This is a genomic window from Stenotrophomonas sp. 80084_Sma (genome assembly GCF_056481995.1).
The window spans coordinates 4,393,305-4,408,489 of the sequence record NZ_CM151177.1; the positions used below are offsets into that span (position 1 = coordinate 4,393,305).

The 15,185-nt window shown below is 65.6% G+C and carries 17 protein-coding genes and 2 tRNA genes; 5 read left to right on the top strand and 14 right to left on the bottom strand.

Going from position 1 to position 15,185, the window contains the following annotated elements; all coding sequences use genetic code 11:
- Positions 1-29: 29 nt before the first annotated feature.
- From bfr to ACZK3W_RS20185, 3 genes are all read right to left on the bottom strand, one after another.
- Positions 30-500, bottom strand: a complete 471-nt coding sequence (gene bfr / locus ACZK3W_RS20175; protein ID WP_005419804.1) for a bacterioferritin — start codon at positions 498-500, stop codon at positions 30-32.
- A 143-nt stretch (positions 501-643) separates the two neighbouring features.
- Positions 644-853 (bottom strand): (2Fe-2S)-binding protein, encoded by a 210-nt coding sequence (locus tag ACZK3W_RS20180; RefSeq protein ID WP_005411309.1) that lies wholly within the window; start codon positions 851-853, stop codon positions 644-646.
- A gap of 108 nt (positions 854-961) precedes the next feature.
- Positions 962-1,582, bottom strand: coding sequence for an RNA pyrophosphohydrolase (locus tag ACZK3W_RS20185; RefSeq protein WP_032127170.1), 621 nt, complete (start codon positions 1,580-1,582; stop codon positions 962-964).
- Positions 1,583-1,702: 120 nt separating this feature from the next.
- Between ACZK3W_RS20185 and ACZK3W_RS20190 the strand changes: the two genes are divergently transcribed.
- Positions 1,703-1,779: transfer RNA gene (locus ACZK3W_RS20190), tRNA-Met, on the top strand.
- A 55-nt stretch (positions 1,780-1,834) separates the two neighbouring features.
- Positions 1,835-1,909 (top strand) — tRNA-Gln (locus tag ACZK3W_RS20195).
- Positions 1,910-2,192: 283 nt separating this feature from the next.
- Here ACZK3W_RS20195 and rpsI read toward each other — a convergent pair.
- A complete protein-coding gene (rpsI, locus tag ACZK3W_RS20200) occupies positions 2,193-2,585 on the bottom strand; it encodes a 30S ribosomal protein S9 (RefSeq protein ID WP_005411311.1) in 393 nt (130 codons plus the stop codon).
- Positions 2,586-2,587: 2 nt separating this feature from the next.
- On the bottom strand, positions 2,588-3,016 hold the full coding sequence (gene rplM / locus ACZK3W_RS20205; RefSeq protein WP_005414692.1) for a 50S ribosomal protein L13: 429 nt from the start codon (positions 3,014-3,016) through the stop codon (positions 2,588-2,590).
- A 197-nt stretch (positions 3,017-3,213) separates the two neighbouring features.
- On the opposite strand from rplM, the gene coq7 reads away from it, so the two are divergent.
- A complete protein-coding gene (gene coq7 / locus ACZK3W_RS20210; RefSeq protein WP_032127169.1) occupies positions 3,214-3,858 on the top strand; it encodes a 2-polyprenyl-3-methyl-6-methoxy-1,4-benzoquinone monooxygenase in 645 nt (214 codons plus the stop codon).
- An 82-nt stretch (positions 3,859-3,940) separates the two neighbouring features.
- Here the strand turns inward: coq7 and ACZK3W_RS20215 are convergent, their stop codons facing one another.
- Both ACZK3W_RS20215 and speD read right to left on the bottom strand, forming a co-directional pair.
- On the bottom strand, positions 3,941-4,261 hold the full coding sequence (locus ACZK3W_RS20215; protein ID WP_125895840.1) for a DMT family transporter: 321 nt from the start codon (positions 4,259-4,261) through the stop codon (positions 3,941-3,943).
- Between the two features lie 168 nt (positions 4,262-4,429).
- Positions 4,430-5,224 carry an adenosylmethionine decarboxylase gene (speD, locus tag ACZK3W_RS20220; protein ID WP_006473908.1) on the bottom strand — a complete coding sequence of 265 codons (795 nt, stop codon included), beginning with the start codon at positions 5,222-5,224 and terminating at the stop codon, positions 4,430-4,432.
- Between the two features lie 149 nt (positions 5,225-5,373).
- Between speD and crp the strand changes: the two genes are divergently transcribed.
- The gene (gene crp / locus ACZK3W_RS20225) at positions 5,374-6,063 is read left to right on the top strand and encodes a cAMP-activated global transcriptional regulator CRP (protein WP_010482649.1); all 690 of its coding nucleotides are present in this window, start codon (positions 5,374-5,376) and stop codon (positions 6,061-6,063) included.
- Positions 6,064-6,125: 62 nt separating this feature from the next.
- The gene (locus ACZK3W_RS20230; RefSeq protein WP_014038735.1) at positions 6,126-6,887 is read left to right on the top strand and encodes a sulfite exporter TauE/SafE family protein; all 762 of its coding nucleotides are present in this window, start codon (positions 6,126-6,128) and stop codon (positions 6,885-6,887) included.
- A gap of 168 nt (positions 6,888-7,055) precedes the next feature.
- Here ACZK3W_RS20230 and ACZK3W_RS20235 read toward each other — a convergent pair whose 3' ends face one another.
- The 7 genes from ACZK3W_RS20235 to ACZK3W_RS20265 form a co-directional block, all read right to left on the bottom strand.
- Positions 7,056-7,772, bottom strand: coding sequence for a haloacid dehalogenase-like hydrolase (locus ACZK3W_RS20235; RefSeq protein ID WP_125895884.1), 717 nt, complete (start codon positions 7,770-7,772; stop codon positions 7,056-7,058).
- Complete coding sequence (gene trpC, locus ACZK3W_RS20240) at positions 7,769-8,563, bottom strand: indole-3-glycerol phosphate synthase TrpC (RefSeq protein ID WP_049401666.1); 795 nt, start codon at positions 8,561-8,563, stop codon at positions 7,769-7,771. Before trpC ends, ACZK3W_RS20235 begins: the two co-directional genes overlap by 4 nt.
- A 74-nt stretch (positions 8,564-8,637) precedes the next feature.
- Positions 8,638-9,669 carry an anthranilate phosphoribosyltransferase gene (gene trpD / locus ACZK3W_RS20245; protein WP_049401667.1) on the bottom strand — a complete coding sequence of 344 codons (1,032 nt, stop codon included), beginning with the start codon at positions 9,667-9,669 and terminating at the stop codon, positions 8,638-8,640.
- A gap of 16 nt (positions 9,670-9,685) precedes the next feature.
- Complete coding sequence (locus ACZK3W_RS20250) at positions 9,686-10,273, bottom strand: anthranilate synthase component II (protein WP_125895885.1); 588 nt, start codon at positions 10,271-10,273, stop codon at positions 9,686-9,688.
- A 2-nt stretch (positions 10,274-10,275) separates the two neighbouring features.
- Positions 10,276-11,055, bottom strand: a complete 780-nt coding sequence (locus ACZK3W_RS20255) for an SIMPL domain-containing protein (RefSeq protein ID WP_049461246.1) — start codon at positions 11,053-11,055, stop codon at positions 10,276-10,278.
- A 67-nt stretch (positions 11,056-11,122) separates the two neighbouring features.
- Positions 11,123-12,598 carry an anthranilate synthase component I gene (gene trpE, locus ACZK3W_RS20260; RefSeq protein ID WP_049424043.1) on the bottom strand — a complete coding sequence of 492 codons (1,476 nt, stop codon included), beginning with the start codon at positions 12,596-12,598 and terminating at the stop codon, positions 11,123-11,125.
- 178 nt (positions 12,599-12,776) lie between these two features.
- On the bottom strand, positions 12,777-15,134 hold the full coding sequence (locus ACZK3W_RS20265) for a Tle-like phospholipase domain-containing protein (RefSeq protein WP_125895886.1): 2,358 nt from the start codon (positions 15,132-15,134) through the stop codon (positions 12,777-12,779).
- Positions 15,135-15,185 lie beyond the last annotated feature (51 nt).

Consider the following 15,185-nt stretch of genomic DNA (forward strand, 5'->3'; position numbering starts at 1 on the left):
GATCACAGTCGAGCAAGCTCGACGCTACGTCACTCTTCCAGCTTGCTGAGCAGGTACTTCGGCTCGCCGATACGCTCGATCAGGTCGAGCTGGGTTTCCAGCCAGTCGATGTGCTCTTCTTCCGAGTCGAGGATCTTCACGAACAGCTGGCGGCTGACGTAGTCACCCACCGAATCGGAGTAGGCCACGGCCTCGCGCAGGGTCACTACGCCGTCGCGCTCCAGCGACAGGTCGCACTGCAGGATCTCGGTCGGGTTCTCGCCGATGCGCAGCTTGCCCAGCGCCTGGAAATTCGGCAGGCCTTCGAGGAAAAGGATGCGGTCGGCAAGCATGTCGGCATGCTTCATCTCGTCGATCGATTCCTTGTACTCGTGTTCGGCCAGCTCCTTGATGCCCCAGTTCTTCAGCATCTTGGCGTGCAGGAAGTACTGGTTGATCGCGGTCAGCTCGTTGTAGAGGACCTTGTTGAGGAATTCGATGACCTTGGTGTCGCCCTTCATGGGGGTGCTCCTGCACGCTGAAAACGCAGGCACTTTAACGCCTTGCGCGCGGCCGTGAAGGAACGCGAATCGTGCGCATTGGCCTGTGCGGCCGCACGTGAAGGATGCGAAAGCGCGGCGTCAACGCGCCGCGAAAGAGACGATCAGGCGACCTGGGCCAGACCGAGGACCGGCAGCGGCAGATCGTGGGTGGCACGCGCCTTGGCCAGCAGATCGCCGGCCATGTCCAGGCAGGAACCGCAGGTGGCACCACAACCGGTACGCATGGTCAGTTCGGCCACCGTGCTGACGCCATGGCTGGCGGCTTCGCGGATCTGGTGGTCGGTGACTCCGTTGCAGATGCAGACGTACACAGGCGTGAACCGGGCTGACAGGCCAAGAGTGGCCTGTTGGCTATTCCAATGGAAACGAGAATGGTTGTCAATCAGAGACCTGAACCATTCTCGATACGGTTCAGCCGGTCACGTGGCCGGACCATCGCCGGTGGCCTTCTTCGGCCAGTAGCCGCGGGTCCGTGGGCGCTTGCGTGGGCGGTCATGCCCGGCGGTATGGCCCGGCATCCAGGCCTCCGCAGCGCTCTTGGGCATGGCGGTCACGCCCTGCCCGGCCACCCCGCGCGCCAACGGCGCCAGATGTCGCAAGGCGCGCGCATAGACGCCACGCTTGAACATCACCACGTGCTCCACCGGGTACCAGAAGTCCACCCAACGCCAGTGGTCAAACTCGGGTGAGTCGGTGTGGTCCAGCTTCACGTGGGACTCGTCGCCGGTCAGGCGCAGCAGGAACCAGACCTGCTTCTGGCCGATGCAGACCTGCCGCTCGTTGCGGCGGATGGCCCGCGCCGGCAGCTTGTAGCGCAGCCAGCCGGGCGTTGCCCCGAGCACTTCCACGTGCTCAGGCAGCAGGCCGGTCTCTTCCTGCAGTTCACGATACATGGCCTCGACAGGCGTCTCGTCGGTATTCATGCCACCCTGCGGGAACTGCCAGCCGTCCCGGCGCACACGTCGTGCCCAGAACACCTGGCCGTCCTGCCGCATCAGCACAATGCCGACGTTCGGTCGATAGCCGTCCGGATCGATCACGATGCGGACTCCTAAAAAATCTACTGGTCGGGACTATCCCATGCCGCCTGTCGGCCCACAAGCACGATACAAAAGTGTTGACAGGGGCGATACACATCCGCAGAATAGCGGGCTCACCAAGGCTATGTAGCTCAGCCGGTTAGAGCACAGCACTCATAATGCTGGGGTCGGTGGTTCGAGTCCACCCATAGCCACCACACTGAAAATCAAGTTGTTTTTCAGCGTGAAAAGTGAGAAAATAGTTGCACGTTTTGCCCCGTCGCCAAGCGGTAAGGCACCTGACTCTGACTCAGGCATTCGGTGGTTCGAATCCATCCGGGGCAGCCAAACAAAAAAGAAAAAAGCCTGATCGAAAGATCAGGCTTTTTTCTTTTTTTGTTTGGTCACGCATCCCGCCTTATCCCCGCGCCTGTCGGCGCACCCCCTTGAACAACAAGGGGGCTCTTCTCCAGACAGAGACCGGGGTCAGGCATGCGGACCACGGGTAGTGCCGGCCGCTGGCCGGCAACCAGGAAATCCACGACCCCAGAACGACAAAAGCCCGGCCGAAGCCGGGCTTTTGCTTGTCCAACCAGCGGGCCCCCGAAGGAGCCCAACCAGGCGCGGTAGATCAGCGCTTGGAGAACTGGGTGGCGCGGCGAGCCTTGTGCAGACCGACCTTCTTACGCTCGACTTCACGGGCGTCACGGGTCATGAAGCCAGCCTTGCGCAGCTCGGACTTCAGGGTTTCGTCGTACTCGACCAGAGCACGGGCGATGCCCAGACGGATCGCACCGGCCTGGCCGGTGGTGCCGCCGCCAGCGGCGGTGACCAGGATGTCGAAGCTTTCGGTGTTCTTGGTCAGCTCGAGCGGCTGGCGCACGATCATGCGCGCGGTCTCACGACCGAAGAACTCGTCCAGCGGACGGCCATTGACGGTGATGTTGCCCGAACCCTTGCGCAGGAACACGCGAGCGGTGGAGGACTTGCGGCGGCCAGTGCCGTAGTTTTGAGTGATAGCCATGATTAGATATCCAGAACCTGCGGCTGCTGTGCGGCGTGCGGATGCTCAGTGCCGGCGTAGACCTTGAGCTTGCGGTACATCTGGCGACCCAGCGGGCCCTTCGGCAGCATGCCCTTCACGGCGATCTCGATCACGCGCTCCGGGTGGCGCTCCAGCGCCTGTGCCAGGGATTCGGTCTTCAGGTTGCCGATGTAACCGGTGAAACGGTGATACATCTTGTCCTGCAGCTTCTTGCCGGTGACGGCAATCTTTTCTGCATTGATGACGACCAGGTAGTCGCCGGTATCAACGTGCGGGGTGTAGACCGGCTTGTGCTTGCCACGCAGACGGCGGGCCAGCTCGGTGGCGAGACGGCCCAGGGTCTTGCCCTCGGCGTCGACGAGGTACCAGTCGCGCTGGACGGTCTCGTTCTTGGCAGTGAAAGTGCTCATGAAGAACTCTAGGTTAGGTCGGGCTCATTGCGGCGAAAGGCTCGCCGGAACTCTGCCACGCGTTGTGAAAAGGTGAAGCGTAAGAGGCGGGATTGTACGCAGGTCAGCCCCCCGTTGCAAGCCGGCCCTTGACCGGGTTGGCAGGGGGACGGGGTCGGGCGAGAATCGCGGGGTCTTCCGCCCCACCGTGTACCGCCATGACCGTGCTCCGCCAGATCACCCCGCTGGACCACCTGCTGACCGAGGCGCAGCGCGCCCTGGACACGGTGTTCGGCAACCCGCCGGCGGCCCGCCCCTATCCGGCTGCGGACACCGACGAGCCGGGCATGGACAGCACCGAACGCCGCCACGCGGCCGGCCTGATGCGGATCAACCACGTCGGCGAGGTCTGCGCACAGGGCCTTTACTTCGGCCAGGCGGCCGTGGCCCGCGACCCGGCCACGCGTGAACACCTGCTGGAAGCGGCCCAGGAAGAAACCGACCACCTGGCCTGGTGCGCCACCCGCCTGGGCGAACTGGACAGCCGTCCGAGCCTGTTCAACCCGCTCTGGTACGCCGGCAGCTACACCATCGGCACCCTGGCCGGGCTGCGCGGCGACGGCTGGAACCTGGGCTTCGTGGTCGAGACCGAGCGCCAGGTGGAAGCCCATCTGGACGAGCACCTGGTCGACCTGCCGGCCGGCGACCTGCGCAGCCGCGCGGTCATCGCCGTGATGAAAGAAGACGAGGCCCGCCATGCGGACCACGCCGAGCAGGCCGGCGCACGCCGCCTGCCGTTCCCGATCCCGGGCGCGATGGCGCTGGCTTCCAAGGTCATGAAGACCATCGCCTACCGCATTTGACCGGGGCGCCCCACCAACGGTGGGGGCCTCCCCAAGGGCACGGTGGGCCCGACGGTGGGGCCCGACCGTTGGTCGGGCCGCCTTAGTTGGGCGAGACCAGCTTCAGGCCGATCACACCGGTCACGATCAGGCCCACGCAGGCCAGGCGGGCCGGCGATGCGCTGTCGTTGAACAGGTAGATGCCCAGCACCGCCACGCCCATGGCGCCGATACCGGTCCAGATCGCGTAGGCGGTACCGACCGGGATGCTCTTCATCGCCTGGCTCATCAGGTACAGGCTGATCAGCGCGGACACGACCGTGGCAGCGGTGGGAAGGGGTTTGCTGAAGCCTTCGGAGTACTTCATTCCGAGGGCGAAACCGATCTCGAACAGGCCGGCCAGCAGCAGGTAGATCCAGGGCATGGGTGGGGGCTCCTTACCTTTTTTGAGAAAAACGAAACGGCCCGGTGTTTTCACACCGGGCCGTGGGTCGGTACATCACCGTGGAACTGTAACGCGTGCGGGGCACTGGTTCCACGGGGCGGGTCGTCCCGCCTGGGCGGCGATGCCTGCGGGCATCGCACATGGGGCTTACTCGGACAGGTTCCGGCCGTGGAACAGCTCTTCGATCTCGCGCTTGAGCAGCGCTTCGATCTTCATGCGCTCCTTGAACGACAGGTTCTTGGCCTTTTCCTCGAACAGGTACTGGTCCAGGTCGAAGTCCTTCAGGTGCATCTTCGTGTGGAAGATGTTTTCCTGGTAGACGTTGACGTCGAACATCTCGTAACGCGACTTGATGTTCTTGGCCAGGAAGTTCTGGATCGAGTTGATCTTGTGATCGATGTAGTGCTTCTTGCCCTTCACATCGCGGGTGAAGCCACGGACGCGGTAGTCCATGATCACGATGTCCGACTCGAGGCTTTCGATCAGGTAGTTCAACGCCTTCAACGGCGAAATGACGCCGCAGGTGGCCACGTCGATGTCGGCGCGGAAGGTGGCGATACCTTCCTGCGGGTGCGTTTCCGGATAGGTGTGCACGGTGATGTGCGACTTGTCCATGTGCGCGACCACGGCATCGGAGATCAGCTCCTTGCCGGCCTGCTTCTTGTCGATCACCGGTTCTTCGGAGATCAGGATGGTCACCGAGGCACCCTGCGGATCGTAGTCCTGGCGGGCCACGTTCAGGATGTTGGCGCCGATGATCTCGGCGACATCGGTCAAGATTTGAGTCAGCCTGTCGGCGTTGTACTCTTCATCGATGTATTCAATGTAACGCTGACGCTCCTCTTCGGTGCGCGCGTAACACACGTCATAGATGTTGAAGCTCAGCGCCTTGGTGAGGTTGTTGAAACCCTGCAGCCTCAGGCGAGGCAACGGCTTGACCACGGCGGTCGATTCCTGTGTAAGAAGGGAAAGGGGGAATTATGGGGCAAACTGTCCCCGGGGGGAACGTGAAGAGCGCTCACATCTGGCACACTGTTTGCCCTTAACAATTGCGCTGGTTAAGCTCCGCTATCGACCCCGTGAATCCGTTCATGCGCAGAGGGAGCGCTCCTATCGTGTCAACCGTGCGCCTAGCTAGCAGTCCACTGGCCCTGGATATCGCCACAATCGATCGTTTCCTGGCGCACAGCCACAGGCGGCGATACCCCACCCGTACCGACGTCTTCCGACCCGGTGACCCGGCGGGAACCCTGTATTACGTCATCAGCGGCTCGGTTTCGATCATGGCCGAGGAAGATGACGATCGCGAGCTGGTGCTGGGCTACTTCGGTGCCGGCGAGTTCGTCGGCGAGATGGGCCTGTTCGTTGAATCGGACCGCCGCGAGGTGATCCTGAGGACCCGTACCGCCTGCGAGCTGGCCGAAATCAGCTACGAGCGCCTGCACCAGCTGTTCCTCGGCCCGCTGTCGGCCGATGCCCCGCGCCTGCTCTACGCGCTGGGCCAGCAGATCTCCAAGCGCCTGCTCGACACCAGCCGCAAGGCCAGCCGCCTGGCATTCCTGGACGTTACCGACCGGATCGTGCGCACCCTGCACGACCTGGCGCAGGAGCCGGAGGCGATGAGCCATCCGCAGGGCAGCCAGCTGCGCGTCTCGCGCCAGGAACTGGCCCGCCTGGTCGGCTGCTCGCGCGAAATGGCCGGCCGCGTGCTGAAGAAGCTGCAGACCGATGGCCTGTTGCACGCCCGCGGCAAGACCGTGGTGCTGTACGGCACCCGTTGATCGTTGAGCACCCGGTGGGTGCGGACCTTGGTCCGCACTCTTTCACGCGCTAGGCTCGGTGCATGGAACTGAGCAGCGCATTCTGGTGGTTCATCCTCATCGGCCTGGGCGCCCAGCTGGTGGACGGCGCGCTGGGCATGGCGTTCGGCCTGGTGTCGTCGTCGGTGATGCTGGCCATGGGCATTCCGCCCGCGCAGGCCAGTGCAGCCATCCACACCGCCGAGGTGTTCACTACTGGCGCCTCCGGCGTGTCGCATCTGGTCGCCGGCAATGTCGATAAGCGCCTGTTCCTGCGCTTGGCGCTGCCCGGCGCCGTAGGCGGCGCCGTGGGTGCCTACGGCCTGACCCAGCTGCCCGGCGAGGTGATCCGCCCGCTCATCTACCTGTACCTGCTGGTGCTGGCCATCATCATCCTGGCACGTGCCGCCGGCCGCCTGATGCCCAAGGGCGAGGTCAAGCGGGTGCCCGTGCTGGGCTTCGTGGCCGGCTTCCTGGATGCCAGCGGCGGGGGCGGCTGGGGGCCGGTGGCCACCTCCACCCTGCTGGCCCGCGGCGGCCAGGCACGCACCACCATCGGCACGGTGAACGCGGCCGAGTTTGTGGTCACCCTGACAGTTTCAGCAACGTTCCTGCTGTCGATGGGGCTGCATCACCTGCAGATCGTGGCCGGCCTGCTGATCGGCGGCATGATGGCCGCGCCGGTGGCCGCACTGCTGGTGAAGCGCCTGAAGGAGCGCTGGGTGCTGGTGGCCGTGGGCGTGCTGGTGCTGGGCATCAGCCTGTTCCAGATCGGGCATGCGCTGACCGGGTATCTGGCGCGCTGAGCGCTCGCCGGGCATGGCCCGGCGCTAGCTGCACGGGATTCGGTAGTGCCGGCCGCTGGCCGGCAACCCCGCAAGCCCTTCCGCAATCATGAAGTTGCCGGCCAGCGGCCGGCACTACCGGGTCGCAGCCCGGCACTCCGTCATCCCATCCCCGGCGGATTCCGCGCGTTACGCCTTGTCACCGCCGCGGTCCACGCAGCCCCAGTTGAGGATGCGGGTGCCGGCCGGCAGCACGCGGCGGAAGAAGTCCACCCTGCCCGGCTTCGGGTTCACCACCACCGGCGCCTTGGCGGCCAGCAGCAGCGGCAGGTCGGCGGTGCTGTCGGAGTAGGCGATATCGATGTCGCCGTAGCCGCGCTCGCGCAGCATGCGCATCTTCTCTTCGTTGTGGCAGTGGCGGGTCGGGCCGACGCCACCCAGCCGTGGGCCGACCTCGGTGCCGATCACCGGTACGTCCTGGTGGGCGACGAAGGTCAGGATCGCGCGTGCCAGCTCTGGTGGCGCGCCCGTGGCAACCACCACGCGGTCACCCTTGGCCCGGTGCGCTGCGAACACCTCCAGCGCCTGTGGCAGCAGCTTGGCGCGCATCTGCGCCTCGTTGCGCAGCACATAGGCGTCGATCACCTTGTTGAAATCGCGCGCACGGTGCAGGCCGAAGCTGCCGATCCACACATAGACCGAAATGCCGGTACGGCGGGTCGGCAGCAGCGCCACCATCGGCCCGGCGATCGGCGTGACCAGCAGCGCCGCCAGCATGCGCAGCGGGTTGCGCTTGATCAGCGAAGCGAACAGGTGAGTACCCGAATCGCCATCGTAGAGGGTGTGGTCGAAATCGAAGACCACCAGCGGCGCATCGTCGCGCGGCGTCGGATAGTGCGTTTTCATGCCGCGAAGAATAGCTGACGCAGGCCCTCGCCCGGCTCTTCCACGCGCATGAAGGCTTCGCCCACCAGGAACGAGTGGATGCCGGCATCGCGCATCAGCGCCACGTCCTGCGGACCGAGGATGCCGCTCTCGGTGACCAGCAGGCGATCGCGCGGCACCGCCTTCTGCATGTCCAGCGTGGTCTGCAGCGACACCTCGAAGGTGCGCAGGTTGCGGTTGTTGATGCCGATCATCGGTGCCGGTACCTGCAGCGCACGCTCCAGCTCGTCGATGTCGTGCACTTCCACCAGTACGTCCATGCCCAGCGACATCGCCAGTTCGGACAGCGTGGCCAACTGCGTGTCGTCCAGCGCAGCGACGATCAGCAGGATGCAGTCGGCACCCAGCACGCGCGCCTCGTACACCTGGTAGGCGTCGATCACGAAGTCCTTGCGCAGCACCGGCAGCGTGCAGGCCTCACGGGCCTGCTGCAGGTAGGCATCGGCACCCTGGAAGAAGTCCACATCGGTCAGCACCGACAGGCAGCTGGCGCCGCCGAACTCATAGCTGACGGCGATGTCGGCTGGGCGGAAATCCGGGCGGATCACACCCTTGGACGGGCTGGCCTTCTTCACCTCGGCGATCACCGCCGGATCGCCGTTGGCCACTGCCGCCTGCAGCGCGCGCACGAAGCCACGTACCGGCGGGGCGCTGGCCACGGCGGCCTGCAGGTCCTCGAGGGGACGCTGGGCACGGCGCTGGGCCACTTCTTCGGCCTTGCGGGCCAGGATCGTCTGCAGGATGTCGCTCATCGTCTTCGATTCGGTGCGGGGGCGGTGAGGACGGCCATTATCGGCCATCAAGAGGGTCAGGCTGAACCGCGCGCTCAGGCAACCAGCGCGCGGGTGGTCTCTACATACTGCTGCAGGCGCTGGCGGGCGCTGCCGTTGGCGATGGCGGCACGGGCACGGGCCAGGCCGTCGCCGATGTCGCTGGCCACGCCGGCCACGTACAGCGCGGCGCCGGCGTTCAGGGCCACGATGTCCAGCGCCGGACCGGGCTGGTTGTCCAGCACGGCGCGCAGCATGGCAATGGACTGCTCCGGGCCATCCACGCGCAGGTTGCGGCTGGCCGACATCGCGATGCCGAAGTCTTCCGGGTGGATCTCGTACTCGCGTACCTTGCCGTCGCGCAGCTCGCCCACCAGGGTACCGGCGCCCAGCGAGATCTCGTCCATGTTGTCGCGGCCCCAGACCACCATGGCGCGCTCGGTGCCCAGCTCGCGCAGCACGCGTGCCTGGATACCCACTAAATCCGGGTGAAACACGCCCATCAGCACCGACGGTGCGCTGGCCGGGTTGGTCAGCGGGCCAAGGATGTTGAAGATGGTACGCACGCCCATCTCGCGGCGGACCGGCGCGACCACCTTCATCGACGGGTGATGGATCGGCGCGAACATGAAACCGATGCCGGTCTGTTCGATGGCCGCGGCCACCTGCGCCGGCTGCAGCTCGATGGCCGCACCCAGTGCTTCGACTGCATCGGCGCTGCCGGACTTGGACGACACGCTGCGGTTGCCATGCTTGGCCACGCGCGCACCGGCCGCGGCCGCGACGAACATCGCGCAGGTGGAGATGTTGAAGGTGTGCGAGCCATCGCCGCCGGTGCCGACGATGTCGACCAGGTGGGTGGTATCGGCCACCGGCACCGCCAGCGCGAATTCACGCATGACCGTGGCCGCAGCGGCGATCTCGTCGATGGTTTCCTTCTTCACGCGCAGGCCAGTGAGGATGGCGGCAGTCATCATCGGCGAGACATCGCCGCGCATGATCTGCCGCATCAGGTCGACCATCTCGTCGAAGAAGATTTCGCGGTGCTCGATGGTGCGTTGCAGGGCTTCCTGGGGGGAGAAGCTCATGGGAATGCTCCTGGGATCAGGCGGCCGGACGCTGCAGGAAATTGCGCAGCAGGGCATGGCCGTGTTCGGTGAGGATGGATTCGGGGTGGAACTGAACGCCCTCCACCGGGAACTGGCGGTGGCGCAGGCCCATGATCTCTTCGATCGAGCCGTCGTCGTTCTCGGTCCAGGCGGTCACTTCCAGCACCTCGGGCAGGCTGTTCTTGTCCACCACCAGCGAGTGGTAGCGGGTGGCCTGGTAACGGTCCGGCAGGCCGGCGAACACGCCCTTGCCTTCATGGCGGATCGGCGAGGTCTTGCCATGCATGATGTTGCCGGCGCGGATGACCGTACCGCCGTAGACCTGGCCGATGCCCTGGTGGCCCAGGCACACGCCGAGGATCGGCGTGGTCGGGCCCAGGCGCTGGATGAGTTCCAGCGACACGCCCGCTTCGTTGGGCGTGCACGGGCCGGGCGAAATGACGATGCGCTCAGGCTTCTGCGCGGCGATCTCGTCCACGCTCATCGCATCGTTGCGCACCACCTTCACCTCGGCGCCCAGCGTCTGCAGGTACTGCACGAGGTTGTAGGTGAAGCTGTCGTAGTTGTCGATCATCCACAACATGGTCAGGTTCCGTCGCTTATCAGGAAAATGGCGTATACGTTTTCGGTGTAGGTGATGGGGCCGGCTTCGATGGATTCGCGCAGGCGTGAGCCGGTGGTCTCGATCATGTCCATCTGCGCCGCAGGTGACGGCGGCGATGGCGGTGTCACCATGTCGTCGCTTCTGGGCCAATTGCCCGCCTGCACGCCATAGGCGAAGTTCGGCGCCACATCAGAGATGCTGTACAGCCCGCGCAGCTTCGTGCCGTAGGCATTGGCAAGGCCCTGCGCGGATTGGCGCGTCGACGCGGCGGCCTCACCCTTGAGTTCGCGCCGCAGCGCCACTTCGCCCGAGTAGGTCGGGGCCACGCTGCTGACCTGCAGGTTCTCGTTGGCCTTCAGTGCACCCAGCACGTCCTGCATCGCCTTCACGCTGGCGAAGCTGGCACGCAGCTGGCGCGACACGCGGGTGCCGACGAAGACCTGCCGGTTCTGCTCATAGCGCGTGGCCGGGCCGATCCGCAGATTGTCCGCACGCACGCTGCCCTCCACCGCCTTGTGCTGCTTGAACAGCGCCAGCACGCGCGCGACGTTGTCCTGCACGCGGCGGCGCGCGGCGTCGGCATCCATGTCGGTCTCTTCGATATTCAACTGCAGGCCGAACCGGTCGGGCATCACCTCGCGGCGCGCCTCGCCCTTCACCAGCAGGTGCGGCTGCGAGGGAATGGTGTTGGCCTGCGCCCACGCAGACGGGGCCATCGTGGCCAGCAGTGACGACCACAGCAATGCGCTCAGCAGCTTCATGCGGTACTCCTTGTCTTGAACGGGAACGGCGGAACGACCACGGCGCAGCGGCCGTGGCGAGGCAGGCTTACAGGCCCTTGGCGGCCTGGGCGACGGCGCGGAACAGCGCGCGGCCCTTGTTCATCGTCTCGTCCCATTCCTTGTCCGGGTCCGAGTCGTAGACGATGCCGGCGCCGGCCTGCACATACAGGCGGCCGTCCTTGATCACCGCGGTGCGGATCGCGATCGCGGTATCGGCATCGCCATGCCAGCCGATGTAGCCGATGCTGCCGGCGTAGACATTGCGCTTGATCGGTTCCAGCTCGCGGATCACTTCCAGCGCGCGGATCTTCGGCGCACCGCTGACCGTGCCGGCCGGGAAGGTGGCACGCAGCACGTCGGCATAGCTCAGGCCCGGCTGCAGCTGCCCGGTCACTTCGCTGACGATGTGCATGACGTGGCTGTAGCGCTCGATCACGAACTGCTCGCCCACTTCCACGGTGCCGGCCTTGGACACGCGACCGGCATCGTTACGGCCGAGGTCGATCAGCATCAGGTGCTCGGCGCGCTCCTTCGGATCGGCCAGCAACTCGGCTTCCAGCGCCAGGTCCTGTTCGACAGTGGCACCGCGCGGCCGGGTGCCAGCGATCGGGCGCACCGTCACTTCGCCATCCTGCAAACGCACCAGGATTTCCGGCGAGGAACCGACCACCTGCAGGTCGCCGACATCAAGGAAATACATGTAGGGCGACGGGTTCAGTGCACGCAGCGCACGGTACACATCCACCGGGCGCGCTTTGAACGGCACGCTCAGGCGCTGGCTCAGCACCACCTGGAAGATGTCGCCGGCACGGATGTATTCCTTGCTGCGCTGGACCGCATCGACGAAGCCTTCGCGGGTGAACCCGGAGACGAAATCGGACTCGTCCAGCACGTCGCTGTTGAGCGGTGCGGGATAGCCGGCCCCCGGTGCGCGCAGCTTGGCGGTCAATGCATCCAGGCGTGCCTGGGCCTGCTCGAACGCACCCTCGACACGCGGGTCGGCATGCACGATCAGGTACAGCCGGCCCTTGAGGTTGTCGAACACCGCCAGCTCGTTGGAATCCAGCAGCAGGATGTCCGGCGTGCCCAGCTCATCGCGGCCAGCCGGCGGGGCCAGGCGCGGCTCGATGTAGCCGATGCACTCGAAGCCGAACCAGCCAACCAGGCCACCGGTGAAGCCCGGCAGGCCTTCCAGCTTGGGCACCGAGTGGGCGCTGCGCAGCGCCTCGACTTCGGCGAACGGGTCGGCCACCTCGCGGGTGTCCACCACCTGGCCGTCTTCGCGCACGGTCAGCGTGTGGCCATGGAAGGCATACACGCGGCGCGCCGGCAGGCCGATGATCGAGTAACGACCAAAGCGCTCGCCGCCTTCGACGGATTCAAACAGGTAGGTATTGGGGCCGTCGGCGAGCTTCAGATAGACCGAAAGCGGCGTGTCCAGGTCGGACAGCACTTCACGGACGACGGGAATATGGGTGTGGCCTTCAGCGGCCTGCAGCTGAAACTGAGCGTGCGAGTTCAAGACGACTTTCCTTCCGGGACACAGCGTTATGGGGGCGGACGACGGCAACGGGCCACCATCGCCACCAACGGCGTGCGGAAGAAAGGGTATGCGGGGTCGTCAGGCTGGACACCCCTTGACTGTATCGCAGCCGGGGCGGGAGGGGAACCCCGTCGCGGCGTCGCGGTTCATTCGGCCATTAGCCCATCCGCCGGGCGTTCTCCTGGGCCTCCAGCCCCTGTTGCTGGGCCAGTCCGGCTGCCGTCGCCTGTTCGCGACCGGTGTTCAGGGCGTCAACCTGCGCCGTGCTCACGGCCAGCGACTGGGCCATGCCGGCCGCCACGTCCACATGCGCATGTCGGCGGTGGGCCGCCTGCAGATCCGGGGTGTCGACCGCGAATGCCCGCGTGCGGTCGTCACTGAGCAGCACATGGGAGATGGCCTGCAACCCTTCGCGCTTGGCCTGCACAGCCAACGCCCCGGCCAGCTGATCGCTCTGCAGGTTCGGGATGCGGCCATGTGCCACATCGAGGCCGTGCACGCCGGTCTGCGCGCCCTTGAACAGATGGAAATCGATGTGCCCCGGATCGTTCAGCGCGGGTATCTTCGCGCCCCCCTCCTGCAGCTGCGCATGCGGCCGTCCAAGCAGCTTGCGCGCGGCCGCCTCCTGGCTCGCGATTGCCGCGTCGAGACTGGGGTTCATCGTCTCGCTCATGCCATGCCGGTCCACCGACTCCCCCATGGTCGCACTGCCGCGCCCGATCACCCACGACGTCTTGGCCAGGTTGACCAGGTTCTGCGGCAGTGCCGGCGTGGGCAGGTGCGTGGCAATGCCCTTGTTGGCCATCGCGCCCAGCCCGACGGTGCCGGCCAGCACGGCCGGCGCCTGCGAGGTCAGCCCGGTGATCTGATGGCTGCTCCAGTTCATGCCCATGTGGAAAGTCGCGCCGTACACGGCATAGCCGTTGCGCAGCCCATTGGCCACGCCATGCACGCCCTGCTGCAGCTGGCCGCCCAGATGATGGCCGCCGGCACGGATGCGGCCGGCATCCGCCGCCGCTTCACGGGTGGCTTCACGGGCCTTGGTTTCGTGTTGATTGCGCGCCGCATCACCGTGCTCACGCATCTGTCTGGCCATGTCGTCGGCACCGAGCGCACCCAGCACGCTGGCCCCGATGTTCCAGCCGTAACTGCCCTTGGCCTGCACGCGGTGGCTGACCGATTCGACCAGACCCTGCAGCTCGCGCCCCTTGGCAATGACCGTCGCACCGCCTTCGATGCCCACCCGCATGCTCTTGCCACCGTAGTCGACCACGGTGCCGATCGCATTTCCCTGCAGGGTCGACGCACGCTCGACGGCCACGCCGGACAAGCTCATGCCCCGGCCCGCCAGCGCGCCGACCTGCTCGACATGTTCACCGGCAACCCGTCCGGCACGCATGCCGCGCGCACCTGCGATCAGCACCTCGGCCAGCGGGCCACCGTATTCGGCAAGCTGGCTTGGCGCTTCTCGATGGCGGCGATCCACCACCTTTCCGTTCACTTCGGTCTTGGCGTCCAGCAACAGTTCCATCCTGCCCGCGGCCACCGGAACATTGCGCAATGCCTCTGCCCCGGATTTCGACGCCAGCTGGTCAACCAGCTGGGCCGTGGCCGTCTGCGCACCCGCCGGCATCATCTCCTGCAGCTTGCGGGTAACCATCTGCTGCACGCCGGGCTGACGCAGCAGCTGGCTGGTCTCGCTGGCCAACAGGCCAAAGCCCTGCCGGTGATGCTCGTTGAGCCGCTTCAATCCATTCTGCACATCGTTGAGCACTTCACCCGAGGTCTGGTAGGTGTGCACCGTGTCGCGCGTGTTGAACACCGGCAATCCGTGGGATTTCGCGTAGCGATCGGCGGTGGCCGGATGCAGCCCCGCCGAATTGAAGGTGGTCGCACGTACACCGGTAACCGCCGAAGCGGCAGAGGCCATGCCGCCGCCAAGCGAATGACCGGCAAGTTCAAACTGGGTACCAGAGGTCTTCAAGCGACTCGCCAGTGCCATGGCCCGATCGTAGTAGTCGCTCTGCATGCCTACGCCCTGGCGTCCATTGTTGAGGAAATCCTCGCCTCCGGACTCACGCCGCCCGCCTTTCGCCCGGGGATCGATGATTTCGCCCGTTGAGCCCTTGAACACCAGCACCGGCTTGGCGTCATCACCGAACACCCTTTTGTCCGGAATGTAGATCTCTGCGCGAAAACCCGAGTCGTTCGGCCGCATCAGCTTCTTCAGGTCGGCCGCTCCCAGGCTGATGCCCGCCGCTTTGAGTGTGTCCGGGTCGGTCACGGCACTGGCTCGCGTCCACCCGACCGGCGGCTCACCTTTGCCCTTTGCCGAGGCATACACATCACCAGCAAGCGAACCCAGCTCGCGGGCGTGATAGGTCTCGCGCAAGCGCGCCGCCTCGGTGGCATGTCCACCTCCCTGCAGTTGCTCGACCAGGTGCTGCTGCGCCTGGACGCTCTTGGCGCGGGCCTGCAACAGGCGTTCCTGCTGCTCGGGATCGTGACCGCTCATGGCAGACTCCATTGCTCATCAGTGAAGACACGGTCATCCAGGACCTGCTGG